Raw genomic sequence first — 24,842 nt, forward strand, 5'->3', positions numbered from 1 at the left:
CTATCCTCGATTGCATGGGCGCCAAAAAGGTAGACCTCATGCGGCTGGCCGCCGCTTTGGCCGACTATCCCTTCGCCTACCTGATCACCGTCGATGACGACTACCGCGCGCACACCGTGACCGTCGAGCCGGTACTGCGCGGGGCAGTCCTCGACGTGGGCCTGGTCGGCGGAGGAAGCCGCAAGAACCTGACGCGGCGCCGCGACGTGACGCTGCTGTGGCCCCCCTCTGAGCCCGGCGGCTATTCGCTGATCGTTGACGGCAGCGCCGAAGTAACAGGAGCCGGTGAGGAGACCGTCCGTCTGGGGGTGGTGCCCACCCGCGCGCTGCTGCACCGCGAGGCCGAACCCGACTCCCCCGCGGCGGCCAAGGGCTGTCGCCACGACTGCGTGGTGTTCTCGGCGCCGTAACCGTGCCGCGCGCACGTCGAGACTGCGGTCACTGCGTCGAAACAGCGGTGAGCGTCTACGTTGCCCTACTTCTATAGCTGTGTACGCAGTCTCGTCGCACGAAAAAGCCCGGCTCACGAGTGAGCCGGGCTTTTCGTTGGCGACTTTAGAAGTCCATGCCTCCCATGTCGCCGCCACCGGGCATGGCGGCCTTTTCCTTCTCCGGCTTGTCGGCGACCACCGCCTCGGTGGTCAGGAACAGCCCCGCGATGGACGCCGCGTTCTGCAGCGCCGAACGGGTCACCTTGACCGGATCGGCAACGCCGGCCTTGAGCAGGTCCTCGTACACACCGGTCGCGGCGTTGAGGCCGTGCCCAGCGGGCAGGTTGCGCACCTTCTCCGCGACCACGCCGGGCTCCAGGCCCGAGTTGAACGCGATCTGCTTCAGCGGAGCCTCCAGCGCCACCTTGACGATGTTGGCCCCGGTGGCCTCGTCGCCGGAGAGCTTGAGCTCGTCCAGTGTGGGCGCGGCCTGCAGCAGGGTTACACCGCCGCCGGCGACGATGCCCTCCTCGACGGCCGCCTTGGCGTTGCGCACCGCGTCCTCGATGCGGTGCTTGCGCTCCTTGAGCTCCACCTCGGTGGCGGCACCGGCCTTGATCACCGCAACACCGCCGGCCAGCTTGGCCAGGCGCTCCTGCAGCTTCTCGCGGTCGTAGTCGGAGTCGCTGTTCTCGATCTCCTGACGGATCTGCGCCACCCGCCCGGCGATGGCGTCGCTGTCGCCGGCGCCCTCGACGATGGTGGTCTCGTCTTTGGTGACGACGACCTTGCGGGCCTTACCGAGCAGGCTCAGATCGGCATTCTCCAGGGTCAGGCCGACCTCCTCGCTGATCACCTGACCACCGGTGAGGATGGCCATGTCCTGCAGCATCGCCTTGCGGCGGTCACCGAAGCCGGGCGCCTTGACCGCCACCGACTTGAAGGTGCCACGGATCTTGTTGACGACCAGGGTGGACAGCGCCTCGCCCTCGACGTCCTCGGCGATGATCAGCAGCGGCTTGCCCGCCTGGATGACCTTCTCCAACAGCGGCAGCAGGTCCTTGACGGTCGAGACCTTCGAGCTGACCAGCAGGATGTAGGGGTCCTCCAGAACAGCTTCCTGACGCTCAGCGTCGGTGACGAAGTAGCCGGAGATGTAGCCCTTGTCGAACCGCATGCCCTCGGTGAGCTCGAGCTGCAGGCCGAAGGTGTTGGACTCCTCGACGGTGATGACACCCTCGTTGCCCACCTTGTCCATCGCCTCGGCGATCAGGTCGCCGATCGACTGGTCACCGGCGGAGATGGCCGCGGTGGCCGCGATCTGCTCCTTGGTCTCGACCTCCTTGGCGCCCTTGAGCAGCGTCTCGGTGACCTTCTCGACGGCCTTCTCGATGCCGCGCTTCAGGCCCAGCGGGTTGGCGCCGGCCGCGACGTTGCGCAGGCCCTCCTTGACCAGCGCCTGCGCGAGCACGGTGGCCGTGGTGGTGCCGTCGCCGGCGACGTCGTCGGTCTTCTTGGCGACTTCCTTGACCAGCTCGGCGCCGATCTTCTCGTACGGGTCCTCCAGTTCGATCTCCTTGGCGATGGAAACCCCATCGTTGGTGATCGTGGGGGCGCCCCACTTCTTCTCCAGGACGACGTTGCGGCCCTTGGGTCCCAACGTCACCTTTACCGCGTCGGCGAGGGCATTGAGGCCCCGCTCGAGGCCGCGACGGGCCTCTTCGTCGTACGCAATTGTCTTGGCCATTGCGAAGTGATTCCTCCGGATCGGGAATGAAACTGGGGCCGCCGGGTGATGACAACCCCGTTGCTTACGCTGGCCGGGCGCAGTGCCCGCGACGGACGATCGCAGCTGTTGCGGCTGGACCTCACCGTCCCGACCTAGCACTCGCCGGTGGAGAGTGCCAACGTCATTCTTAGCACTCGCCCATGACGAGTGCAAGGAACGGGTCGGTGATCGATTCCCCGCCGCGTCCCGCCGCGTCCCGCCATCAATGAAACGCCACGGCGAATTTCCGAGCGGATTTTCGCCGTGGCGTTACGCTCGGCGACTCGGCGCGGGCAAGCTGGCGATCCACGGCTTCCGCAACGACTCCGACCAGCCGGCGTCGATCCTGAACCGGTTTGCCCGGGCGCCCCCGTCGACGCCACTGAGTATCTTGTGCCCCATGACCTCTGACGTCTCGGCGAACCGCAAATGGACGCGGGCCGACATCCCGGATCAAAGTGGCCGCGTGGCCGTCGTCACCGGCGCCAACACCGGCCTGGGCTACCACACCGCCGCGGTGCTGGCCTTTCGCGGCGCGCACGTGGTGCTGGCGGTACGCAACCTCGAGAAGGGCAACGCCGCCCTGGCGCGCATCGTCGCCGCCGCGGGCCGGAATGCCCAGAAAGTAGACGTCACGCTGCAGCAGCTCGACCTGAGCTCGCTGGGTTCGGTGCGCGCCGCCGCCGAGGCGCTGCGTTCGGCGTATCCCCGCATCGACCTGCTGGTCAACAACGCCGGGGTGATGTGGACGCCCAGGCAGGTCACCGAGGATGGGTTCGAGATGCAGTTCGGCACCAACCATCTCGGTCACTTCGCGCTGACCGGCCTGCTGCTCGACCGGCTGCTGCCGGTGCGCGGTTCGCGGGTGGTGACGGTCAGCAGTCTGGGCCACCGGATTCGAGCCGCGATCCACTTCGACGACCTGCAGTGGGAACGCGGCTACGACCGCGTCGCCGCCTACGGCCAGTCCAAACTGGCCAACCTGCTGTTCACCTACGAGCTGCAGCGCCGCCTGGCGGCAGATCCCAAGGGCGCCACCATCGCCGTCGCCGCCCACCCGGGCGGCTCCAACACCGAATTGGCGCGCCACCTGCCGCGGGTTGTGCGGCCGCTGTCGAACATCCTCGGGCCGGTGCTATTCCAGAGCGCGGAGACGGGTGCGCTGCCGACATTGCGGGCCGCCACCGATCCGTCCGTCGAGGGCGGGCAGTACTACGGTCCCGACGGTTTCGCCGAGCAGCGCGGCCACCCGAAGCTGGTGCAGTCCAGCGCTGCGTCACATGACGAGGAGCTGCAACACCGGCTGTGGGCGGTCTCCGAGGAGCTCACCGGCGTCCACTTCCCGGTGTAGCCGAACGATAATGGCCGGGTGGGGTCAGACTTGCGATCGGTAGCAGAACACCAGCGTGTCGTCACCGACATGATCCGGGCGCGTCCGGCGGTGACGCTGGCGCTGAGCGAGGCCCAGGGCCTTGTCCTGGCCGGCGACGTGATCGCGCAGCTGTCGCTGCCGGTGTTCGACAACTCGGCAATGGACGGGTACGCGGTTCGCGCCGAGGACACCGCGGGCGCGACAGCCGAGCACCCGGTGACGTTGCCGGTAGCCGAGGACATACCAGCCGGGCGCACCGACAAACTGCGGCTGGCGCCCGGCACCGCGCACCGCATCATGACCGGCGCGCCGATACCGTCCGGTGCCACGGCCATCGTGCCGGTCGAAGCCACCGACGGCGGCGTGCCGACGGTGGCGATCCGCCAGCAGGCCACACCGGACAAGCACATCAGGCGCGCCGGCGAAGACGTCGCCGCCGGTACCACCGTGCTGCACGCCGGCCAACATGCGACGCCGGCCGCGCTGGGTTTGGCCGCGGCGCTGGGACTGCCCGAACTGACCGTGATTCCGCGCCAGCGGGTGCTGGTGGTCTCCACCGGGTCCGAGCTGGTGCCGCCGGGCAGCCCGCTGCGACCGGGGCAGATCTATGAGTCCAACTCCGTGATGCTGGCCGCCGCGGTTCGCGAGGCGGGTGCCGTGGTGACGGCCACCGAGACCGCCGGCGACGACGTCGCGCAGTTCGCCGCGATCATCGAGCGCTACGCGGGCGACGCCGACCTGATCATCACCAGCGGCGGCGTCAGCGCCGGGGCGTACGAAGTGGTCAAAGACGCCTTCGGCCGGGCCGGCGACCAGGGCGTGGAATTCGTCAAAGTGGCGATGCAGCCCGGAATGCCGCAGGGCGTCGGCGTGGTGGCGGGCACACCGATCGTGACCCTCCCGGGTAACCCGGTCAGCGCGCTGGTGTCCTTCGAGGTGTTCATCCGGCCGGCGCTGCGCAAGGCGATGGGTTTTCCCGATGCGTTCCGGCCGCGGCGGGCCGCGATGCTCACCGAGTCGGTGACCTCGCCGCGCGGCAAGCGGCAGTTCCGGCGGGCGGTACTGGACGCCGACAGCGGGCAGGTCACCAGTTACGGCCCGCCGGCCTCCCATCATTTGCGCTGGCTGGCCTCGGCCAACGCGCTGCTGGACATACCGGAGGACGTCGTCGAGGTGTTCGCCGGAACCGAGCTGCAGGTCTGGGATCTGTCCTGATCTCGGTGCGCCGGTCAACGATCCCATCAGATAGCCGTGGCCACCGGATCGACTCGGACACGCCGGACGCCCGCCTTCCGTAAGATGACCGCGTGGCACGACGCCCCCGCCCTTCCGTCCCGGAGGGCCCCTCTTACCCGGAACCGACGCTGAGCCCGCAGCACCTGCTGGCGTTGGTGCGATCCACCGTTCCGCCGATCCACCCGGCGGGGCGGCCCTTCATCGCTGCCGGGCTGGCAGCCGCGTCGGCCGGGATTCTGGGCCAGGCCGCCACCGGACGCGATCTTCGGTGGCTGCGCCGGACCGGTCTGCTGGCCGCGGGCGCGTGTGCCGGGTTTTTCCGGCACCCCTCCCGGGTATCACCGACCCGGCCCGGCGCCATCGTCGCGCCGGCCGACGGCGTGATCTGCGTGATCGACTCCGCGGCGCCGCCCGCCGAACTCAGCGTGGGCGACACCCCACTGCCGCGGGTCAGCATCTTCCTGTCGATTTTCGACGTCCACGTGCAGCGGTCACCGGTGAGCGGCGAGGTGATCGCCGTGCAACACCGGCCCGGTCGCTTCGGATCCGCCGACCTGCCCTCGGCCAGCGTCGACAACGAACGCACCAGTGTGCGGATCCGTACGCCCGGCGGATCGCAGGTCTCAGAGGTCATAGCCGTGCAGATCGCCGGGCTGGTGGCACGCCGCATCGTGTGCGACGCACGTGTCGGGGACAAGCTGTCGATCGGTGACACCTATGGCCTGATCCGGTTCGGTTCGCGGCTGGACACCTACCTGCCGCCGGGAGCGGAACCCGTGGTCAAAGTGGGCCAGCGGGCGATCGCCGGCGAGACCATATTGGCCGAGCTGCCATGACCACCAAGCCTCGGATCAGACGAGGGGTGAACCTGCATCTGTTGCCCAGCGCGATGACGGTGCTGTCCATCTGCGCGGGATTGACCTCGATCAAGTTTGCCCTCGACCACAAGCCGATACCCGCGATGGCGCTGATCGCCGTGGCCGCCATCCTCGACGCCCTGGACGGCCGGGTGGCCCGCATCCTGGACGTCCAGTCGCGGATGGGCGCCGAAATCGACTCACTGGCCGACGCCGTCAACTTCGGCGTGACACCGGCGCTGGTGGTCTACGTGACGATGCTGTCGAAGTGGCCGATCGGCTGGATGGTCGTGCTGCTGTATGCCGTATGTGTGGTGTTGCGGTTGGCTAGGTACAACGCTCAGCTAGACGACGGCACCTTGCCCCCCTACGCGAAGGAATTCTTCGTCGGAATGCCCGCGCCGGCGGGCGCGGTGTCCATGATCGGTCTTATCGGCCTCAAGCTGCAGTTCGGCGAGGGCTGGTGGACGTCGGTGTATTTCCTGGCCTTCTGGGTCACGGGTACGTCGCTGCTCATGGTCAGCGCGATCCCAATGAAGAAGATTCACACCGTCGCGGTGCCGCCCAACCTGGCCGCCCCGCTGCTGGCGGTGCTGGCGATTGTGGCGGCCGCCGCCGTCCTGGCGCCTTACATCCTTATCTGGGTCATCATCATCTCCTACGTGTGCCACATTCCGTTCGCGGTGCGCAGCAAACGCTGGCTTGCCGAACATCCCGAGGTGTGGGGCGAAAAACCCAAGCAACGACGTGCCGTCCGGCGCGCAATCCGCCGAGCGCAGCCGCACCGGCGGTCGATGGCGCGGCTGGGGCTGCGTAAGCCGGGCGGGCGGTTGTGACTCGTCCCGGCGATCCGGTTCGTAGCAATGCCCCGCAGCTGACGCTGACCGCCCGGCTCAACACCTCGGCCGTCGACTCGCGCCGGGGTGTGGTGCGGCTGCATCCGAGCGCCATTGCCGCGCTGGGCATCCGGGAGTGGGATGCGGTGTCGCTGACCGGGTCCCGGACGACCGCGGCGGTGGCCGGCATGGCGGGCCCGCAGATTCCGGTGGGCACCATCCTGCTGGACGACGTCACGCTGTCCAACGCCGGAGTGCGGGAGGGGACCGCGGTGCTCGTCAACTCGGTCACCGTCTACGGCGCGCGAACGGTGACGCTCAGCGGCTCGACGCTGGCCTCTCAGTCGATCTCGCCGCTCACCCTGCGCCAGGCCCTGCTCGGCAAGGTGCTGACCGTCGGTGACGCGGTGTCACTGCTGCCCCGCGACCTGGGCCCCGGCACTTCCACGTCGGCGGCCACCCGGGCGTTGGCGGCTTCGGTCGGGATCAGCTGGACCTCGGAGCTGTTGACGGTGACCGGCGTCGATCCCGAAGGGCCGGTCAGCGTGCAGCCGAACTCCCTGGTCAGCTGGGGCTCCGGGGTTCCCTACCGGGCGTCGACGGCCGCGGAGAAGGCCAGCGTCGCCACCCCTGAGATCCAGGTCGAGGAGCTCAAGGGCACTCAGCCGCAGGCCGCCAAGCTCACTGAATGGCTCAAGCTGGCCCTCGACGAGCCCCACCTGCTCAAGACCCTGGGGGCGGGCGCCAACCTGGGGGTGCTGGTGTCGGGTCCGGCCGGCGTCGGCAAGGTGACGCTGGTGCGCGCGGTGTGTGCCGGGCGCCGGCTGGTGGAGCTGGACGGACCGGAGGTCGGCGCGCTGGCTGCCGAAGACCGGCTCAAGGCCGTGGCCGCTGCCGTGAAGGCAGTGACGGCAGAGCGTGACGGCGGCGGGGTGCTGCTGATCATCGACGTCGACGCCTTGCTGCCGGCAACCGCCGAACCGGTGGCCTCGCTGATTCTGGCCGAGTTGCGTACGGCGGTGGCCACCGACGGCGTGGCGGTGATCGCCACCACCGCCCGGCCCGACCAGATCGATGCCCGGTTGCGCGCGCCCGAGCTGCTGGACCGGGAACTCGGTCTGCCGCTGCCCGACGCCGGCACCCGCCGGGCGTTGCTGGAAGCGCTACTGCGGCACGTCCCCACCGGTGACCTTGATCTCGACGAAATCGCCAGCCGCACACCGGGTTTCGTCGTTGCCGACCTGGCCGCACTGTTGCGTGAGGCGGCATTGCGGGCCGCCTCGCGGGCCAGCGCGGACGGTCAGGCGCCGACGCTGAACCAGGACGATCTGGTCGGCGCGCTGACCGTCATCCGGCCGCTGTCGCGCTCGGCCAGCGAAGAGGTCGCCGTCGGCAGCATCACGCTCGACGACGTCGGCGACATGGCCGAGGCCAAACAGGCGCTGACCGAGTCGGTGTTGTGGCCGTTGCAGCACCCGGACACCTTCGCCCGGTTGGGGGTCGACCCGCCCCGCGGGGTGTTGCTCTACGGACCGCCCGGGTGCGGCAAGACCTTTGTGGTGCGTGCGCTGGCCAGTACCGGGCAGCTGAGCGTGCATGCGGTCAAGGGCTCCGAGCTGATGGACAAGTGGGTCGGCTCGTCGGAAAAGGCGGTGCGCGAGTTGTTTCGGCGCGCCCGCGACTCCGCGCCGTCGCTGGTGTTTCTCGACGAAGTCGACGCGCTCGCACCCCGGCGCGGCCAAAGCTTCGATTCCGGTGTGAGCGACCGGGTGGTGGCGGCGCTGCTGACCGAACTCGACGGCATCAACCCGCTGCGCGACGTTGTCGTGCTGGGCGCCACCAACCGCCCCGACCTGATCGACCCGGCCCTGCTGCGCCCGGGGCGGTTGGAACGCCTGGTGTTCGTCGAGCCGCCCGACGCGGCGGCGCGGCGCGAAATTCTGCGCACCGCCGGCAAGTCGGTCCCGCTGGCCGCAGATGTCGACCTGGACGAGGTGGCCGCCGGGCTCGACGGGTACAGCGCCGCCGACTGTGTGGCCCTGCTGCGGGAGGCCGCCCTGACCGCGATGCGGCGTTCCATCGATGCCGCCGACGTCACCGCCGCCGACCTGGCCGCCGCCCGGGAAGTCGTCCGGCCGTCGCTGGATCCGCTGCAGGTCGCGGCGCTGCGCAGCTTCACCGAGGGCCGGTAAAAACGCATCTTGACGCGCGCCCGACCGAGCATCATGATGCCTGGTATGCGCACCACTTTGACGCTCGACGAGGACGTCGTTCGCTTGATCGAGGAGGCGGTTCACCGCGAACGCCGCCCCATGAAGCACGTCATCAACGACGCGCTGCGCAAAGCGTTGGCGCAGCCGATGGAGCCCCGCACGCCGTATGAGTTGAAGCCGCATCGCTCGGCAGTGCGGCCGGGATTCGATTTGGCCGGCTTCAACCGGCTGGCCGACGAGATGGAGGACCAAGCGATCCTGGACTGGACGCGACCGGCCCGGTGATCATCCCCGATGTCAATCTGCTGCTGTATGCGGTCATCACGGGCTTCCCACAGCATCGGCGCGCGTACGCCTGGTGGCACGACACCGTCAACGGCCAAGAGCGCATCGGGCTGACATACCCCGCCATATTCGGCTTTTTGCGTATCGCGACCAACGCACGCATCCTCACCGAGCCCCTGTCGGCAACCGAAGCAGTCTCCTATGTGCGCGACTGGCTTACGCAGCCCAACGTGGACCTTCTTACCCCTTCTGGCCGCCATCTGGACCTGGCATTGGGGTTGCTCGAGGAACTCGGCACGGCCAGCAGCCTGACCACCGACGTCCAACTGGCCGCCTACGCGATCGAGCACAACGCCGAGATGCATTCCAGCGACCCTGATTTCGCCCGATTCGCCGGTCTCACGTGGACCGACCCACTGCGTGACCGATAACCGGCGCACTATTCGGACAGCTGGAACTCCACTATGGCGGCCACCGCGTCGACAGCCTCACCCAGCGCGGCCAGCCGGGCTGCCGCCGACGGCGCCGACAGCACCGCGTAGCGATCAGCACTGCCCATCGGAATCCGGGATGCCAACGCGTACAGGCGTTGCCCCGCTTCCGGGTCGACACGGCCGTAGCCCAGCAGGACGTCGCGACCCGGCAACTGCGCACCACGGGCCGCCGCGATCCGCTCGAACAACGCCATCACCCGATCCTCGAGTTCGAGCAACTGCGCCTCGGTCACCGGTTCCCCGGGCTCGTCGGGCCAGCTCTGCGCGATCGCCCGCGGGTAGGGATCGTCGGGCAGCCACTGGGCCACCCGAATGCGCTCGCCGGTGCGGCAACGCAACAGGAATCGGCCAGGGCCGAGGTCGGCGCATTCCTCGATCCTGGCCAAAGTCCCTACGTCACAACGTGTTTCACCGCCACCGACCTCACGCCCGCGGGAGATCAGCACGACTCCGAACGGATCGCCGCTGCCCGTGCAGTGCCGCACCAATGCGGTGTAGCGCGGCTCGAAGATGCGCAACGGCAGGTCCTGGCCGGGCAGCAGCGCCGTCTCGAGCGGGAACATGGGCAGCTCCAACGGTGCGAAAGGCGCCATCAGCTAAACCTAAAGCCACCGAGCCGGGAGTTGATCGCTCGACCCTTAGATGTCGAGCTCGGCAACCAGCGCGTCGACGACGGCGCGCAGGTCGCCGTCATGGTCCTCGGCCACCCGGCGCTGCCGTTGATAGGAAGCACCCACCCGGGGGATGTCGGCCACCGCGGCCAGCTCGTCGGCACAATTCAGCGACTTGGCGACCGGCTCCAGCCGGGTCAGCAGATCGCCGAGGTCCTCGGTGACCAGCCGCTCGTTGCTGTCGGAGTCCAAGATGATCACTGCGTCCAGGCCGTAGCGAGCGGCACGCCACTTGTTCTCCTGGACGTGCCAGGGAGGCATGGTCGGCAGCGTCTCCCCGGCGTCGAGCCGGCGGTCCAGGTCGACCACCAGGCAATGAGTGAAGGCGACCAGCGCGCCGAGCTCACGCAAGTTGGAGATGCCGTCACACACCCGTACCTCGATCGTCCCCAGATGCGGCGAAGGTCTTATATCCCAACGGATTTCGTCTATGTGGTCGATGATGCCGGTCTTCTTCTGGTCGTAGACGAAGCCTTCGAACTCGGCCCAGGTTTGGAACTGGAACGGCAGCCCGGCGGTGGGCAGCTGCTGAAACATCATCGCCCGGTTACTGGCATAGCCGGTGTCTTCGCCGCCCCACCAGGGTGAGGACGCCGACAGCGCCAACAGGTGCGGGTAGTAGTTGAGCAGCGACGAGATGATCGGCATCACCTTGTTGGCCGACGAGATCCCGACGTGGACGTGCACGCCCCAGATCAGCATCTGGCGCCCCCACCATTGGGTGCGCTTGATCAACTCGGCGTAGCGCGGCGCGTCGGTGAGCTTCTGGGTCGACCACCGCGCGAACGGGTGGGTGCCGGCGCAGAAGAGCTCCATGCCGCGGGCCCGGACGATCCGGCGGGCGGGTCCCAGGGTGTCGCGCAGATCTTCCATCGCCTCTGCGGCACATTCGCAGATACCGCTGACGATTTCGACCGTGTTGCGCAGCAATTCCTTGTGGACGCGCGGGTTTTCGCCGATCTCGGCGATGACGGCGGTGGCTTCGTTGCTCAGGTCTCGGGTCTGCGCGTCGACGAGCGCAAACTCCCATTCCACACCGACAGTCGGCCGCGGTGACGGGGCGAAATCGATACGGGCATCACCTTTTTTGGGCGCCCTGTTGACCGGCGAGCTAGCCGGCACCGATGACACCACACGCCACCCGCTTGCCGGCGTCACCGGTGGTCATCGTGGTCTGATCGGGCCCCGGCGTGCCGTTGGCCTGGGTGTAACGGTCCGCCGGGATGTTGGCGAAGTTGTCGGCTCCGGCGTGGATGATGATCGCGGTTTTCTCGCCGCTCACCAGGTCGTCCATGGTGAAGGCATCGGTGGTGGTGACCAGCGTGCCGCTGCCGTCACCGCGCACCTGCAGCGACGTCAGGTCACCATTGGATTGTCCGGCCTTGGCACGCCCGGGCACCTGGAAGTGCCCGCCGGCGGACAGGAAGTCGCCGGGAGCCCCGCCGGAGGGGGCGACCGAATTGGGCTCGCACTTGCCGGCCTGGTGGATGTGCACGCCGTGGAAGCCGGGCGCGAGGCGGCCGGTGCCGGTTGTCACGATCGTGATGGTCGCGAATCCGTTGGCGAACTCGAACTTGGCGGTCGCCACCTCGGTGCCGTCGGGTGCCCGCAGCTGGGTGGTCAAGCCCTGTGCGCCGGGCACCCCCTCCTGGTTGCCCCTGCCCTCCGACGGCGCGGGCGATCCGGTCCAGATCGACGGCGTGGTACCCGGTGTCGTCGAGGCGTGTTGCGGCGACGAGCACGCGCTTACCAGCGCGACGCACGCGGCCGCGGACAGGGCGGACAGGGTGGTGGCTACGACGTGGCGGTGACCGGCGGGCATAGACATAGCGGAGAGCCTAGCCTGGCGCCCCCCTTCCTACCGAGCGGGTCGAAACGACCCGCTGAGAAGCCGGGCTCAACCCGTGACGAGGACGATGACCCCGGGCGGCTGGTCGGCGAGTTCGGCGATGCGCCGCTCGACGGGCGCTCCCAGTTTCTGTCCCACCGCATCCGCGGTGGCCCGCTCGCCCTCGGCGTCGCCGTAGTAAACGGTGGTGGCGGAGACATCCGACACGGCGAGGTTCGTGACCTCGGTCACTTTGAAACCGGCCGCTTTGAGTTGGTCCGCGGTCCGCCCGGCGACGCCCTCTTTGCCGGAGATGTTGTACACCCGCACCTCGGCCTGGTTCGCCGCGGGCTTGGCGCTGGTCGAGGTGGGCGCGGTGCTGGTGGTCGTCATGCCGGCCACCGCCGACGAGTCGTCGTCGGATTTCCCGGACGAACTCAGGGCCTGCCAGCCCAGCAACAGGAAGATGACGCCCAAGAACAGCAGCACCATCACCATGGCCCGCAGGGGAAGCCCCGTGGAGTCGGGTACGCGCTCGCTCATCGAGCCCACTGTAGCCAGGAGTGGCCCGAAACCTGTAACGGCACGTCAAAAAGGTGGACGGGTGTCAGGTCACCTCGAAGCCGAGGCGCCGCGCCGCCCTCGCCTTCTGGCGGCTGGCTCGCAGCCGCCGCAGCCGTTTCACCAGCATGGGGTCCGCGGCCAGCGCCTCGGGCCGATCAACCAGCGCATTGAGCACTTGGTAATAGCGTGTCGCCGACATGGAGAACAGCTCTTTGATCGCTTCTTCCTTGGCACCGGCGAATTTCCACCATTGGCGTTCGAAAGCCAAGATGTCGTGCTCGCGACGGGTCAGACCTTCGGCAATGTCAGAGTCGTCCCCCGCTCGATTTGCCCGCGCCATAGCGCCGTCCATATTGCTTCCCCTGGGCCCTTCCGGCGAATGCTCACTTAGCTCGAATGACTTGACCTACAAAGGCGCATGTTCCGGCGAATATTGAACCACGCCCGGAAGTGATGCCTGGTGAGCCTGACCCGCGAGTCGGCGATTGGCGCGCCGATTGGGTCCATTGACCTGCTGCGCCCGCCGCCCAGCCGCGAGCACGTTGTTGGCAGCCAGCCCGCTGCGCCGCTTCACGGCGGGTCCTGGGGCCGGGGCCGGCCCGCCTAAGCTAGCCGACCATGGCAGTCGTACCTATTCGCATCGTGGGCGATCCCGTCTTGCACACTCCGACGAAGCCGATACCGGTCGGCGCCGACGGATCGCTGCCGGCCGATCTGCCGCAACTGATCACCGACATGTACGACACCATGGACGCCGCGTACGGCGTCGGCCTGGCCGCCAACCAGATCGGCTACGGACTGCGGGTGTTCGTCTACGACTGCGCCGAGGACCGCGGCAAGACGGCGCGCCGCCGGGGGGTGGTCATCAACCCGGTGCTGGAGACTTCCGAAATCCCCGAAACCATGCCCGACCCGGACAACGACGAGGAGGGCTGCCTGTCGGTTCCCGGCGAGTCGTTTCCCACCGGGCGCGCCACGTGGGCGCGGGTCACCGGCCTGGGCGCTGACGGCACTCCGGTCGACATCGAGGGCACCGGCCTGTTCGCGCGGATGCTGCAGCACGAAACCGGGCACCTGGATGGCTTCCTGTACCTGGACTGTCTCATCGGCCGGCATGCCCGCAGCGCCAAACGGGCGGTCAAGTCACACGGCTGGGGCGTACCCGGCCTGTCGTGGCTGCCGGGCGAGGGGCCCGACCCGTTCGGTCACTGATGGCGGTCTCGTGGCCGGACGCCGGCACGCGGGTGACGGTTCGCTACCGCCGGCCCCCTGGGTCCGTCCCGCCGCTGACCGACGCGGTGGGCCAGCTGCTGACCGTCGCCCCGACGGTGCGGGTGCGGACGAAGACCGGCGCGACGGTCGAAATCACCCCCGCCGACGTCGTGGCGGTGCGGGCGCTGACCGATGCGCCGGTGCGCACCGCGGAGATCCGGGCAATCGAACACGCGGCTGCCAAGGCCTGGCCCGGTGCGCAACGCTGCTGGCTCGACGGCTGGCTGCTGCGAGCCGGCCACGGCGCCACCCCCGCCGATTCGGCAGTGCCGCTGGACATCTCGGCCCGCGCCGGTACCGTCCCGGCGATCGCTGACTGGTACCGGGCCCGCGGCCTCACGCCTCGGCTGGTGATCCCCGACCGGCTACTGCACCAGCCGACCGGCTGGGTGCCCGAACACACCGAACGCCTCCTGGTGCGCGACCTGGTGCGCGACGCGGGCGACATGGACGACATAGAAGAAGGGGCCAGCCACCCAACCGACCGCTCGATCACCGTGTCCGCCCGTCCCGACGACACCTGGCGGCGGCTCGACGACCGCCGGATACCCGTTGACGTTCTTACCGCAGTCGTCGACGGTGAACTCGCATTCGGCAGCTACCCCGGGGTGGTCGCCGCACGCGCGGCCGTGACCGACGCACCGGACGGCAGCCGGTGGGTGGGGCTGTGGGCAGGGCTGTGGGCAGGGCGCGACCAGTCCCGCGCCGCCCCACTGTATGAAGCGCTGCTGGCCTGGGGCGCTCGGCGCGGCGCGACCCGCGCCTACCTGAGCGTGCCGGACGCCGGCCCGGCCCAGCTCCTGGATTTCCGGCTGCACCATCGCCGCCGCTACCTGCGCCCACCCGATAGCCTCTAGCCATGCCCGAGGGCACCATGCGGCTGGCCACCTGGAACGTGAATTCGATTCGCACCCGCCTGGACCGCGTCCTGGACTGGCTCGCCCGCGCCGAGGTCGACGTATTGGCCATGCAGGAGACCAAGTGCGCCGACGGACAGTTCCCCGCGCTGCCACTGTTCGAACTCGGCTACGAGGTCGCACATGTCGGTTTCGATCAATGGAACGGCGTGGCAATCGCATCCCGGGTCGGTATCGACGACGTCCAGATCGGCTTCGACGGCCAACCCACCTGGAGCCGTAAACCGGAGGTGGCGGCCACGGCGGAGGCTCGCGCTCTGGGTGCCACCTGCGGCGGTGTCCGGGTGTGGAGCCTGTACGTGCCCAATGGTCGCGCCCTAGGCGATCCGCACTACACCTACAAGTTGGATTGGCTTGCGGCGCTGAAGGATACGGCCGAAGGCTGGTTACGCGACGATCCCGCCGCCGCCATTGCGCTGGCCGGCGACTGGAACATCGCCCCCACCGACGACGACGTCTGGAGCACCGAATTCTATGCCGGAGCCACGCACGTCTCGGAGCCGGAACGCAGGGCGTTCAACGCCATTGTCGACACCCAATTCGCCGATCTGGTAAGGCCTTTCGCCCCCGGACCGGGGGTCTACACCTACTGGGACTACACCCAGCTGCGCTTTCCCAAGCGGCAGGGAATGCGTATCGACTTCATCCTCGGCTCGCCCGCGCTGGCGCGCCGTGTCGTCGACGCGCAGATCGTCCGCGAGGAGCGCAAAGGCAAGGCGCCCAGCGACCACGCGCCGGTCTTCGTCGATGTACGCGACGGCACGACTGCATAACCGGCAGACACTCTCCAGTCACTGTTCGTTGTCCTGGCGTTGGTAACGTGGCAGGCTTTTAGTTGACATGCGTGCTGTGAAGTGTGCGGCCCAGAGTAGATAAACGATTACAAGCCAGGGAGTCATCATGGGAATCGTCGGCGGAGCGGTCCGCAGCGTTGGTCGAACGGTGGGTCAGGCCGCCAACGTGACCACGGCGGCTGCCGGCGCCGTCGGCGGCGCGGCGGTCAACGGCGTTGTCGGCGGCGTAAAGGGAGCCGCGGAGGGCGTGCAGCGCGGACTCAGCACCGGCACCAAGTCGACACCGGCGGCCGCGTTGGCCATCGGCGCGCTCGGCGTCGCCGGAATTGTCGAGTGGCCGATCCTGTTGGCCGTCGGGGGCGGCGCGTTGCTGTTGCGCCGGTTGAACAAGAAACCCGGGGACTCCGGGCCGCCGGTGAAGGCGAAACTCACCTCGGTACCCAGCGAATCCGAGCCGGAAAAAGCCCCACCGCAAAAGACAACCGGCAAGGCACCGGCCAAGAAGGCGGCTGGGCGCCGGGCAGGTAGCACCGAGCTGCGCAGCACCAACTGACGGCGGTGTCGAGCACCCGTTGAGCATTGCCAAGTCCATAACACGGTCTCTGCCGCTGCGCGCGCTCGCGACTGGCATTCAGGCGACCACCGCGCTTACCGTCGCATCGGTCACGACCGCCGCGGACGTCGCCGAAACGTTGGGTAAGACGGCGGGTTCGGTTACCAAGGCGTTTTTCGAGGCGTGTTTCGAGGCGTGTTTCGAGGCGTGTTTCGAGGCCGGTACCGCGCCGCTGCGCGACGGAGCCAAGGCGGTTTCCGGCGAGCTGTGCCGCGAGACATTGAGCCGGCACTGCTGGCGCGGTGCCGATCGCGCCTGGATCGAGGTGCGCGGCCTCGGCGACGACGACGAACTCGGCCGCCTCGTGCTCGAGTCGATGCGGGCCCACCCCGGCGTGGCGTCGGCCAGCCTGAACTACCCGTTATCCCGTGTCGTCGTCGGCATCGACGAGCCGACGACTACGCTGCGGGAGCTGTGCCGCGTCGTCGCTGACACCGAAAATCGTTACCGCTCAACGCAGGACAGTTATCACCGGACCCCCGCGGCCAGCCTGCCGGGCGATGGTGTGGTGCTGGCGACCCGGGCGGTGACCCTGGCCGCCAACGCCGCCGGGCTGGGCCTGGCGATCAGTGGCCGGGCGCTGCGCTGGCCCCGATTGCCGATCAGCGTGCTCGCGGGCGTGGTGGCGTTCGACTACCAGCCGCGACTACGTGGCCTGCTCGAAGACCGCATCGGCGCCGCGGCGACCGACACGGTCATGACCCTGGCCGTCGCCGCGGCAGAGACGCTCACCCAGGCGCCGGCGTCGTTGTCGGTGGGCCTGGTGATGCAGACGCTCAAGGCCGCCGAATCCCGTGCCGCGGCGCGGGCCTGGGACTACCACGAACCATTGTTGGCGCGGCATGCCGACCAACCCCCGATCGAGCCCGTCCGACGGCCCGCGCCTACCGTCGAGCGCGCTGCCGGTCGTTTTGCGCTCATCCAGGCGATCAGCGCCGGTCTGGTCGGCTCCAGCACCCGCAGCCTGGACATGGCCGCCACCGCCGCGCTGGTGGCCACCCCGAAGGCCAGCCGAACCGCGCCGGAGGCGTTCGCCGCAGCGCTCGGGCAGGGGCTGGCCGATCGCCATCGGGTTTTGCCGTTACGTCCGGAGGGCCTGCGCCGCCTGAGCACGGTCGACGCGATCGTCGTCGACCCTCGGGTGTTGTGCACCGAAAAGCTGCGGGTGGCCCGCATCGCCGGCGCCGAGCAGGAGGAGCTGTCCGCGGCCTGGAGCCGCGCGCAGCTCCTCCTGGAAAAAAACGGTCTTCGTCCCGGTTGGTGCCCGGTGCCCGGAATATCTTCTGCTACAACGGGCTCCGGCGTCAGGGCGCTTTTCCTGCCGGCCCACGACCCGTTCGCCGCGGCCGTGGTCGCCGAGGCACATCGCACCGGAGCAGAGCTGGTCTCGGTGGACGACGGTTCGTTGGGCGAGCTGCGGCCGGCATTCGACGACATCCGGCCGTTGCCGAATGGAGCGCCGAACGGCTCGATCGACGACGCCCTGGCCGGCGCGGTGGCCGATCTCCAAGAGGCGGGCCGGACGGTGGCGGTGTTGTCCTCGATTGGCGGGCAAGCCATTTCGTCGGCGGACGTGGCACTGGGGGTATTGCCGCCCGCCGCGGCCGCCCCGACCTGGCATGCCGACATGTTGCTGCCCGACCTCGCGGCCGCCTGGCGCATGATGAGCGCGATTCCGGCGGCCCGGGAAGCACGTCGGCGGGGCATCGAAATCTCTGGTGGCGCATCGGCTTTGGGCGCATTACTGATGCTGCCCGGGGTCCGTGGGCTGGGCCCCGGACCCGTGATCACCGGAGCGGCGGCGGGAATGCTGTCGGGATATCTGTTGGCGCGCAAGATCGTCGGGGCGCAGCCGCCGCGCCCGGCGGCCTTCCACGAGTGGCACGCGATGTCCCCCGAGCAGGTCCGTAAACTCCTGCCGTCGCCGGACGACCCGGAACAGCCGGCACCGGAGCACCCCACACTGGCCACCCGCGCCATCGCCGGTGGCATTCACACGGCACAGCGCGGTGCCCGGCTCACCGTGGGGCCCGCGCAAGCAGTCGGGCAGTTCCTCGGCGCGGTGCGCGCGGAGTTGTCCGACCCGCTGACCCCCATGCTGGCGCTGGGCGCCGCCGCCAGCGCGGTGCTGGGGTCGCCCGTCGACGCGGTGATGGTCGGCTCGGTGCTGACCGGCAACTCGGTACTCGCGGCGACCCAGCGGTTGCGCGCCGAAAGCCGCCTGAATCGCCTTCTGGCGCTGCAGGTTCCGCCGGCCAGGAAGGTGCTGGCCGGTCCGGGCGGGCAGCGGGTGTACCGCGACGTCATCGCCGAGCAATTGCAGCCGGGCGATGTCATCGAGGTGCGAACCCACGAGGTGGTTCCCGCCGACGCCCGGGTGATCGAGGAGGCCGACGTCGAGGTCGACGAATCCGCGCTCACCGGCGAATCGCTGTCGGTGACCAAACAGGTGGAAGCCACCCCGGGTGCGGACCTGGCCGAGCGCCGCTGCATGTTGTACGCGGGTACCACCATCGTCGCGGGCACCGCGGTTGCGGTGGTGACCGCCGTCGGCGCCGACACTCAGGCGCGGCGCGCTGCCGAGCTGGTGTCCAGCGGCCTGTCCAATGTCGGTCTGCAATATCAGCTGAGCCAGCTGACCAACCGGGCCTGGCCGGTCAGCATGACCGGCGGCGCGGTGGTCACCGGGCTGGGGCTGCTGCGTCGCCAGGGCCTGCGGCAGGCGGTGGCCAGTGGCATCGCGGTCACGGTGGCCGCCGTCCCGGAAGGCATGCCGCTGGTGGCGACGCTGGCACAGCAAGCCTCGGCGCGGCGACTGACCCAGTTCGGCGCGCTGGTTCGGATCCCGCGTTCGGTGGAGGCGCTCGGCCGGGTCGACATGGTGTGCTTCGACAAGACCGGGACACTCAGCGAGAACCGCCTGCGCGTGGCCAAGGTGCACCCGGCACCGGGGTACAGCGGCGACGAGGTGCTGCGCTGCGCCGTGCACGCCGCTCCCGCCACCAACGGTGGTCCGCAGCTGCACGCCACCGATGTCGCCATCGTCGAGGCGGCGACGTCCGGCGTGGCCGGCAACGGGGTCCCGCCGGATGCTCACCTGCCGTTCCGGTCGGGCAGGTCGTTTTCGGCCTCGGTGTCGGGCACCGAGCTGACCGTCAAAGGTGCGCCCGAGGTGGTGTTGGCCGCCTGCGGAGCCGACGGCCCCGCCATGGACCAGATGGTCGCCGGACTGGCCGCCGACGGGCTGCGGGTGATCGCGGTCGCGCGCCGTCAGCTCGACCCGCAGCAGGCCCGGTCGGTTCTCGACGACCCCGACGACATCGCGGGCTTCTGTCGCGACGGCCTGTCCCTGGTGGGCTTCCTCGGGCTTTCGGACACCCCACGCGGCCCGGCCGCCCAACTGCTCGCAGACCTGGACGAACGCGGGCTCGACGTACGGCTGATCACCGGCGATCACCCGATCACCGCCGCGGCGATCGCGCAAGAACTGGGTATGCCGGTAACCACCGATCAGATCATCAGCGGTGCACAGTGGGATGCCATGTCGCGCAAGGACCAGGAAAAGGCGGTGGCCGAGCGGACCATCTTCGCCCGGATGACCCCGGAGAACAAGGTGCAGATCGTGCAGACGCTGGAACGCAGCGGGCGGGTCTGCGCGATGGTCGGCGACGGCTCCAACGACGCCGCCGCGATTCGGGCCGCCACCGTGGGGATCGGGGTGGTCTCGCACGGTAGTGACCCCGCCCGGGTCGCCGCCGACATGGTGCTGATCGACGGCCGCATCGAATCGCTGCTTCCCGCCATCCTGGAGGGTCGCCAATTGTGGCAGCGGGTACAGGCGGCGGTGTCGGTGCTGCTGGGCGGCAACGCCGGCGAGGTGGCATTCGCCATCATCGGCAGCGCCATCAGCGGAACCTCGCCGTTGAACACCCGACAGCTGCTGCTGGTGAACATGCTGACCGACGCGTTGCCCGCCGCGGCGCTGGCGGTCAGCAAGCCCCGCGACTCGACCAGCCTGGACGCCCGCGGCCCGGATCAGCGCGCGCTGTGGCAGCCGGTGGGCGTTCGCGGGGCGACCACCGCTGCCGCGGCCACCGCGGCGTGGACGATGGCGAGGTTCACCGGCCTGCCGCGCCGCGCATCGACGGTGGGACTGGTCGCGCTGGTCGCGGCCCAGCTGGGCCAAACCCTGCTGGACTCGCATGACTGGCTGGTGGTGCTCACCGCGTTGGGCTCACTGGCGGCGATGGGAACCCTGATCAGCATTCCCCTCGTCAGCCAGCTACTCGGTTGCACTCCGCTCGGCCCGGTCGGGTGGGCACAGGGCCTGGGGTCGGCCGCCGCCGCGACCGCCGCGATGGCCGTTCTGAACCGCATTCTGGACAATACGGATGCCGAACCGGATCCATCGGACCCGTCGGCACCCGAGCGGAGTGGGCCCCCGATACCCGACGAGGCGCCGGCTTCCGCTCCACGACCTCCACGAACCCCACACGCCACAGCAGCGCATAAAGCTCCCGCAACGGCACGCTCAGCACCGCGGCTATCGACGAAACCAGCGGATCGGCCAGGGCGTCGGTCGTCGACATACTCCCGACGGTGACCCTACGACACTGCTCGGCGGCAAACCCTTCGTTACTGAAAGGCAAATGATGGTAGAAAAGAAGGCTCGTCGCGGAACCTCGCAGCGCGAAGCCGTGAAGAAGATCAGAGAGGGCGAGACCTTCGTGGTGAATCTTCCGTTGGTAGGACAGCTAGAAGTGCCCCGGCCCGAGCAACTGGCCTACTACGGCGGTCTGGCCGCGCTGGCTGCCCTCGAACTCATCGACTGGCCGGTCGCTTTGGTGATCGCGACCGGACACATCCTGGCCACCAACCACCACAACCGGCTCCTCGAAGAGCTCGGTGAGGCGATGGAAGAGGCCTGACCGGGGCCTGAACAGGTCTCGTTCAGGGTGCCGCCGCATCGTCGAACCGCAGCACGACCCGGGTCCCGCCGGCAGTACGGACGGTGTCGACCCGGTCAGCGAGCCCGCTCATCAGGGTGAGCCCACGTCCGCGCCGCTGGCTGCGCAGGCTGGCCGAGGAATCACCCGCCCACCGGCCGGAGTCGCTGACCGTGGACCAATTGCTTTGCCAGCGCGCGCACTTTGGTATTGGTCTCCTGCGACCGCCACTGCAGGACACGGAAGGCCTGCTCGGCGCTGACCCGGTATACGAGCAAGTCCTGGACATGGGCGCGGTCGTCGGGATGTTTGTGCGACAGCAGCAGCTTCGTCGTCGGCACGACCGATCCGGGTTCGTAGCCGTGCATTCTGGCTACCTCATCGGACTCATCGGACCACTCCCAGCGTTGGCCGACGAACCAGAACCGAAAACTGCCGACGCTCCAGACGCCCCTGCACAGCGGTGCCGCGCTGCGCTAGCGTGGGACAGATCAACCAAATCCACGCGGGAGCGCACGCCCAGTGCGCTGAGAGGACGGCTCGGGGCCGTCGACCGTACGAACCTGACCGGATAATGCCGGCGTAGGGAGATGAAATGACCGTGACCACCCAACCTTCGGCGCCTTCCGTAACCACCGGACCCATCGCGGGCAGCAGCAAGACTTACCGTGACGTGGCGGGCTCGGGCGGAGTGCGGTTGCGCGTGCCGTTTCGGCGGGTGCACCTTTCCACCGGCGATCACTTCGACCTCTACGACACCTCCGGCCCCTACACCGATCCCGATGCGGTCATCGATCTGACCGCCGGCCTGCCGGCGCGGCCCGGGGCTGTCCGTGACCGCGGCACCCAACTGCAGCGCGCCCGGGCCGGCGAGATCACCGACGAGATGGCGTTCATCGCGGCCCGCGAAGACCTGCCCGCCGAGCTGGTCCGCGACGAGGTCGCCCGGGGACGGGCGGTGATCCCGGCCAACCACAACCATCCCGAGAGCGAGCCGATGATCATCGGCAAGGCGTTCGCGGTCAAGGTCAACGCGAACATCGGCAACTCGGCGGTCACCAGCTCCATTGCCGAGGAGGTCGACAAGATGGTGTGGGCCACCCGGTGGGGCGCCGACACCATCATGGACCTGTCCACCGGTAAGAACATCCACGAAACCCGCGAATGGATCCTGCGCAATTCGCCCGTGCCGGTCGGCACGGTGCCGATCTACCAGGCGCTGGAGAAGGTCAAGGGCGACCCCACCGAGCTGACCTGGGAGATCTACCGCGACACCGTGATCGAGCAGTGCGAGCAGGGTGTCGACTACATGACCGTGCACGCCGGGGTACTGCTGCGCTATGTGCCGCTGACCGCCAAACGCGTCACCGGGATCGTCAGCCGCGGCGGGTCGATCATGGCCGCATGGTGCCTGGCCCACCACCGAGAGTCGTTCTTGTACACCAATTTTGCGGAGCTGTGCGATATTTTCGCACACTACGACGTCACATTCTCGCTCGGCGACGGGTTGCGGCCGGGTTCGATCGCCGACGCCAACGACGCCGCGCAGTTCGCCGAGCTGCGCACCCTGGGCGAGCTGACCAAGATCGCCAAAGCCCATGGCGCACAGGTGATGATCGAAGGACCGGGCCACATACCCATGCACAAGATCGTCGAAAACGTGCGCCTGGAAGAAGAGTTGTGCGAGGAGGCCCCGTTTTACACGCTGGGTCCGCTGGCCACCGACATCGCCCCGGCCTACGACCACATCACCTCGGCCATCGGCGCGGCCATCATCGCGCAGGCGGGCACCGCGATGCTGTGCTACGTCACCCCTAAGGAACACCTCGGGTTGCCCGACCGCAAGGACGTCAAGGACGGGGTGATCGCGTACAAAATCGCGGCGCACGCAGCGGATTTGGCCAAGGGGCATCCACGTGCGCAGGAAAGAGATGACGCGCTGTCCACTGCTCGATTTGAATTCCGGTGGAATGACCAGTTCGCCTTGTCGCTGGATCCCGACACCGCACGGGAATTCCACGACGAGACGCTGCCCGCCGAACCGGCTAAAACCGCGCACTTCTGTTCGATGTGCGGACCGAAGTTCTGCTCGATGCGCATCACCGCTGATGTGCGGGCGTATGCGGCGGAACATGGTCTCGACAGCGAGGAAGCCATCGAGGCGGCCATGCACGAGAAGTCGCTGGAGTTCGCCGAGCACGGCAATCGGGTGTATCTGCCGATCGCACAGCGGTGATCGCAAGCGCGGCGCAGCCGGGCGCAGCGGGTCACCGCCATCCGGCACAGTGAATTTCCCGCCTCCGGTGCTGCCTGTGCCTCCGCCGGGCACCACGCCGTCGCGCGTGCTGACCATCGCCGGATCGGACTCCGGGGGCGGTGCCGGCATCCAGGCCGATATGCGGACCATGGCGATGCTGGGCGTACACGCCTGCGTCGCCGTCACTGCCGTTACCGTGCAGAACACATTGGGAGTCAAAAGCTTTCACGAGGTCCCCGGCGATGTCGTGGCGGGTCAGATCGAGGCGGTGGTTTCCGATATCGGCGTCCAGGCCGCCAAGACCGGCATGCTGGCGTCGTCGCGCGTCATCGCCGCGGTGGCCGCCGCCTGGCGCCGCCTGGAATTGGGGGTACCGTTGGTCGTCGACCCGGTCTGCGCGTCCATGCACGGCGACCCACTGCTAGCCGCGTCGGACCTGGATTCGCTTCGCGAGCAACTGTTTCCGTTGGCGACGCTGGTGACGCCGAATCTGGACGAGGTGCGCCTGCTGGTGGATATAGAGGTCGTCGACCCGGATTCGCAGCGCGCAGCCTGCAAGGCCCTGCGTGCGTTGGGTCCCCGGTGGGTATTGGTGAAGGGCGGGCACCTGCGATCGTCGGAGCGCAGCTGCGACTTGCTCTCTGACGGGACCGACTTCTACGAATTCGATTCGGAGAGGATACCGACCAACAACGACCACGGCGGCGGCGATACCCTGGCCGCCGCGGTCGCTTGTGCGCTGGCGCACGGGTTCAGCGTGCCCGACGCGGTGGCCTTCGGGAAACGTTGGGTCACCGAATGTTTGCGCGCCGCTTATCCGTTGGGGGCCGGCCATGGCCCGGTCTCTGCGTTGTTTCGGCTGTCATGAACCTCGACCGGATCGCGGGCATCGCACACCAGCCCGACGGCCCGGCAAGGGGTGTGGCGGTGTTGACCCACGGTGCTGGCGGTGACCGGAATTCCCCACTGCTGCAACGTGTTTGCGACGAATGGGCGCGACACGGCTGGCTGGCGGTCCGATACAACCTGCCCTACCGTCGTCGTCGCCCGAAAGGCCCACCGTCCGGCTCGGGCGACGCCGACCGTGCGGGCATCGTCGAAGCGATCGAGGTGGGCCGCGGGCTGGCCGGCGGCCCGCTGATCGCGGGCGGGCATTCCTACGGGGGCCGGCAAACCTCCATGGTAGTGGCCGCCGGCGCGGCGGCCGTTGACGTGCTGACGCTGTTCTCCTATCCGGTGCATCCGCCGGGTAAGCCGGAACGCCCCCGCACCGAACACCTCCCGGACATCACGGTGCCCACGGTGTTCACCCACGGCACCTCCGATCCGTTCGGCACCATCGCGGAACTGCGCGATGCCGCGGCGCTGATCCCCGCACCGACCGAAATCGTCGAGATCACCGGCGCGCGACACGATTTGGCGTCGAAGACCAACGACGTCGCGGCGTTGGCGGTCGATGCGGCACTGCGGCTGTTAGCGGACTGAATC

At 68.6% G+C, this 24,842-nt stretch carries 24 protein-coding genes, 2 pseudogenes and 1 riboswitch; of the genes and pseudogenes, 17 read left to right on the forward strand and 9 right to left on the reverse strand.

Annotated elements, in window-relative coordinates:
• Positions 1–14 precede the first annotated feature (14 nt).
• Positions 15–410 (forward strand): hypothetical protein, encoded by a 396-nt coding sequence (locus tag AWC07_RS10220; protein WP_036416492.1) that lies wholly within the window; start codon positions 15–17, stop codon positions 408–410.
• Between the two features lie 145 nt (positions 411–555).
• On the opposite strand, the gene groL is transcribed toward AWC07_RS10220, so the two are convergent.
• Positions 556–2,178 (reverse strand): chaperonin GroEL, encoded by a 1,623-nt coding sequence (gene groL / locus AWC07_RS10225; protein ID WP_036416493.1) that lies wholly within the window; start codon positions 2,176–2,178, stop codon positions 556–558.
• Positions 2,179–2,599: 421 nt separating this feature from the next.
• On the opposite strand from groL, the gene AWC07_RS10230 reads away from it, so the two are divergent.
• From AWC07_RS10230 to AWC07_RS10260, 7 genes are all read left to right on the forward strand, one after another.
• Positions 2,600–3,550, forward strand: coding sequence for an SDR family NAD(P)-dependent oxidoreductase (locus AWC07_RS10230; protein WP_036416496.1), 951 nt, complete (start codon positions 2,600–2,602; stop codon positions 3,548–3,550).
• 30 nt (positions 3,551–3,580) lie between these two features.
• Positions 3,581–4,786 carry a molybdopterin molybdotransferase MoeA gene (gene moeA, locus AWC07_RS10235; protein WP_085105060.1) on the forward strand — a complete coding sequence of 402 codons (1,206 nt, stop codon included), beginning with the start codon at positions 3,581–3,583 and terminating at the stop codon, positions 4,784–4,786.
• Positions 4,787–4,878: 92 nt separating this feature from the next.
• Positions 4,879–5,643 (forward strand): phosphatidylserine decarboxylase, encoded by a 765-nt coding sequence (locus AWC07_RS10240; protein WP_084293544.1) that lies wholly within the window; start codon positions 4,879–4,881, stop codon positions 5,641–5,643.
• Positions 5,640–6,500, forward strand: a complete 861-nt coding sequence (gene pssA / locus AWC07_RS10245) for a CDP-diacylglycerol--serine O-phosphatidyltransferase (protein ID WP_036413940.1) — start codon at positions 5,640–5,642, stop codon at positions 6,498–6,500. The genes AWC07_RS10240 and pssA overlap by 4 nt, the downstream gene beginning before the upstream one ends.
• Positions 6,497–8,692: an AAA family ATPase gene (locus tag AWC07_RS10250; RefSeq protein ID WP_036413936.1), complete on the forward strand. Its 2,196-nt coding sequence runs from the start codon at positions 6,497–6,499 to the stop codon at positions 8,690–8,692. The genes pssA and AWC07_RS10250 overlap by 4 nt, the downstream gene beginning before the upstream one ends.
• A 45-nt stretch (positions 8,693–8,737) precedes the next feature.
• A complete protein-coding gene (locus tag AWC07_RS10255; protein WP_036413932.1) occupies positions 8,738–8,998 on the forward strand; it encodes a ribbon-helix-helix domain-containing protein in 261 nt (86 codons plus the stop codon).
• The gene (locus tag AWC07_RS10260; protein WP_036413929.1) at positions 8,995–9,429 is read left to right on the forward strand and encodes a type II toxin-antitoxin system VapC family toxin; all 435 of its coding nucleotides are present in this window, start codon (positions 8,995–8,997) and stop codon (positions 9,427–9,429) included. Before AWC07_RS10255 ends, AWC07_RS10260 begins: the two co-directional genes overlap by 4 nt.
• An 8-nt stretch (positions 9,430–9,437) precedes the next feature.
• On the opposite strand, the gene AWC07_RS10265 is transcribed toward AWC07_RS10260, so the two are convergent.
• The 5 genes from AWC07_RS10265 to AWC07_RS10285 form a co-directional block, all read right to left on the reverse strand.
• The gene (locus tag AWC07_RS10265; protein ID WP_036413926.1) at positions 9,438–10,085 is read right to left on the reverse strand and encodes an LON peptidase substrate-binding domain-containing protein; all 648 of its coding nucleotides are present in this window, start codon (positions 10,083–10,085) and stop codon (positions 9,438–9,440) included.
• Between the two features lie 45 nt (positions 10,086–10,130).
• Complete coding sequence (locus AWC07_RS10270; RefSeq protein WP_167380053.1) at positions 10,131–11,294, reverse strand: glutamate--cysteine ligase; 1,164 nt, start codon at positions 11,292–11,294, stop codon at positions 10,131–10,133.
• Positions 11,275–11,991, reverse strand: a complete 717-nt coding sequence (gene sodC / locus AWC07_RS10275) for a superoxide dismutase[Cu-Zn] (RefSeq protein ID WP_085105059.1) — start codon at positions 11,989–11,991, stop codon at positions 11,275–11,277. The genes AWC07_RS10270 and sodC overlap by 20 nt, the downstream gene beginning before the upstream one ends.
• Before the next feature lie 69 nt (positions 11,992–12,060).
• Complete coding sequence (locus AWC07_RS10280) at positions 12,061–12,534, reverse strand: LytR C-terminal domain-containing protein (protein WP_036412933.1); 474 nt, start codon at positions 12,532–12,534, stop codon at positions 12,061–12,063.
• A 64-nt stretch (positions 12,535–12,598) separates the two neighbouring features.
• Entirely contained in the window at positions 12,599–12,907 is a 309-nt protein-coding gene (locus tag AWC07_RS10285; protein ID WP_023370272.1) for a nucleoid-associated protein NapA, read from the reverse strand.
• A gap of 266 nt (positions 12,908–13,173) precedes the next feature.
• Between AWC07_RS10285 and AWC07_RS10290 the strand changes: the two genes are divergently transcribed.
• The 5 genes and pseudogenes from AWC07_RS10290 to AWC07_RS29765 all read left to right on the forward strand — a co-directional run.
• Entirely contained in the window at positions 13,174–13,767 is a 594-nt protein-coding gene (locus AWC07_RS10290) for a peptide deformylase (protein WP_036412935.1), read from the forward strand.
• Positions 13,767–14,684: an N-acetylglutamate synthase, CG3035 family gene (locus tag AWC07_RS10295; protein ID WP_036412937.1), complete on the forward strand. Its 918-nt coding sequence runs from the start codon at positions 13,767–13,769 to the stop codon at positions 14,682–14,684. The genes AWC07_RS10290 and AWC07_RS10295 overlap by 1 nt, the downstream gene beginning before the upstream one ends.
• 17 nt (positions 14,685–14,701) lie before the next feature.
• Entirely contained in the window at positions 14,702–15,517 is an 816-nt protein-coding gene (locus AWC07_RS10300; protein WP_036412943.1) for an exodeoxyribonuclease III, read from the forward strand.
• Positions 15,518–15,644: 127 nt separating this feature from the next.
• Positions 15,645–16,091 carry a hypothetical protein gene (locus AWC07_RS10305; RefSeq protein ID WP_036412938.1) on the forward strand — a complete coding sequence of 149 codons (447 nt, stop codon included), beginning with the start codon at positions 15,645–15,647 and terminating at the stop codon, positions 16,089–16,091.
• 2,212 nt (positions 16,092–18,303) lie between these two features.
• Positions 18,304–20,463 (forward strand): annotated as a pseudogene (locus tag AWC07_RS29765) (cation-translocating P-type ATPase); the annotation flags it as partial.
• Here the strand turns inward: AWC07_RS29765 and AWC07_RS29770 are convergent.
• Complete coding sequence (locus tag AWC07_RS29770; RefSeq protein WP_425271240.1) at positions 20,426–20,740, reverse strand: Rv1535 domain-containing protein; 315 nt, start codon at positions 20,738–20,740, stop codon at positions 20,426–20,428. The pseudogene AWC07_RS29765 and the gene AWC07_RS29770 sit on opposite strands and share 38 nt — an antisense overlap.
• Positions 20,741–20,803: 63 nt before the next feature.
• Here AWC07_RS29770 and AWC07_RS10315 point away from each other — a divergent pair, with 63 nt between their 5' ends.
• Positions 20,804–21,079: a hypothetical protein gene (locus AWC07_RS10315; RefSeq protein ID WP_139829634.1), complete on the forward strand. Its 276-nt coding sequence runs from the start codon at positions 20,804–20,806 to the stop codon at positions 21,077–21,079.
• A 22-nt stretch (positions 21,080–21,101) separates the two neighbouring features.
• Here the strand turns inward: AWC07_RS10315 and AWC07_RS29775 are convergent, their stop codons facing one another.
• Complete coding sequence (locus AWC07_RS29775) at positions 21,102–21,386, reverse strand: ATP-binding protein (protein ID WP_425271238.1); 285 nt, start codon at positions 21,384–21,386, stop codon at positions 21,102–21,104.
• Positions 21,274–21,558, reverse strand: a pseudogene (locus AWC07_RS10320) (ANTAR domain-containing protein); the annotation flags it as partial. The gene AWC07_RS29775 and the pseudogene AWC07_RS10320, both read right to left, overlap by 113 nt.
• Before the next feature lie 34 nt (positions 21,559–21,592).
• A riboswitch (TPP riboswitch) is annotated at positions 21,593–21,703 on the forward strand.
• Between AWC07_RS10320 and thiC the strand changes: the two are divergent.
• The 3 genes from thiC (at position 21,693) to AWC07_RS10335 (ending at position 24,839) form a co-directional block, all read left to right on the forward strand.
• Positions 21,693–23,333, forward strand: a complete 1,641-nt coding sequence (thiC, locus tag AWC07_RS10325) for a phosphomethylpyrimidine synthase ThiC (RefSeq protein WP_036418658.1) — start codon at positions 21,693–21,695, stop codon at positions 23,331–23,333. It overlaps the preceding riboswitch by 11 nt.
• A gap of 49 nt (positions 23,334–23,382) precedes the next feature.
• Entirely contained in the window at positions 23,383–24,222 is an 840-nt protein-coding gene (gene thiD / locus AWC07_RS10330; RefSeq protein ID WP_036418661.1) for a bifunctional hydroxymethylpyrimidine kinase/phosphomethylpyrimidine kinase, read from the forward strand.
• Positions 24,219–24,839, forward strand: a complete 621-nt coding sequence (locus AWC07_RS10335; RefSeq protein ID WP_036418663.1) for an alpha/beta hydrolase family protein — start codon at positions 24,219–24,221, stop codon at positions 24,837–24,839. The genes thiD and AWC07_RS10335 overlap by 4 nt, the downstream gene beginning before the upstream one ends.
• Positions 24,840–24,842: the final 3 nt, after the last annotated feature.

Origin of the sequence: Mycobacterium gastri (assembly GCF_002102175.1) — a bacterium.
GTDB lineage: Bacteria > Actinomycetota > Actinomycetes > Mycobacteriales > Mycobacteriaceae > Mycobacterium > Mycobacterium gastri.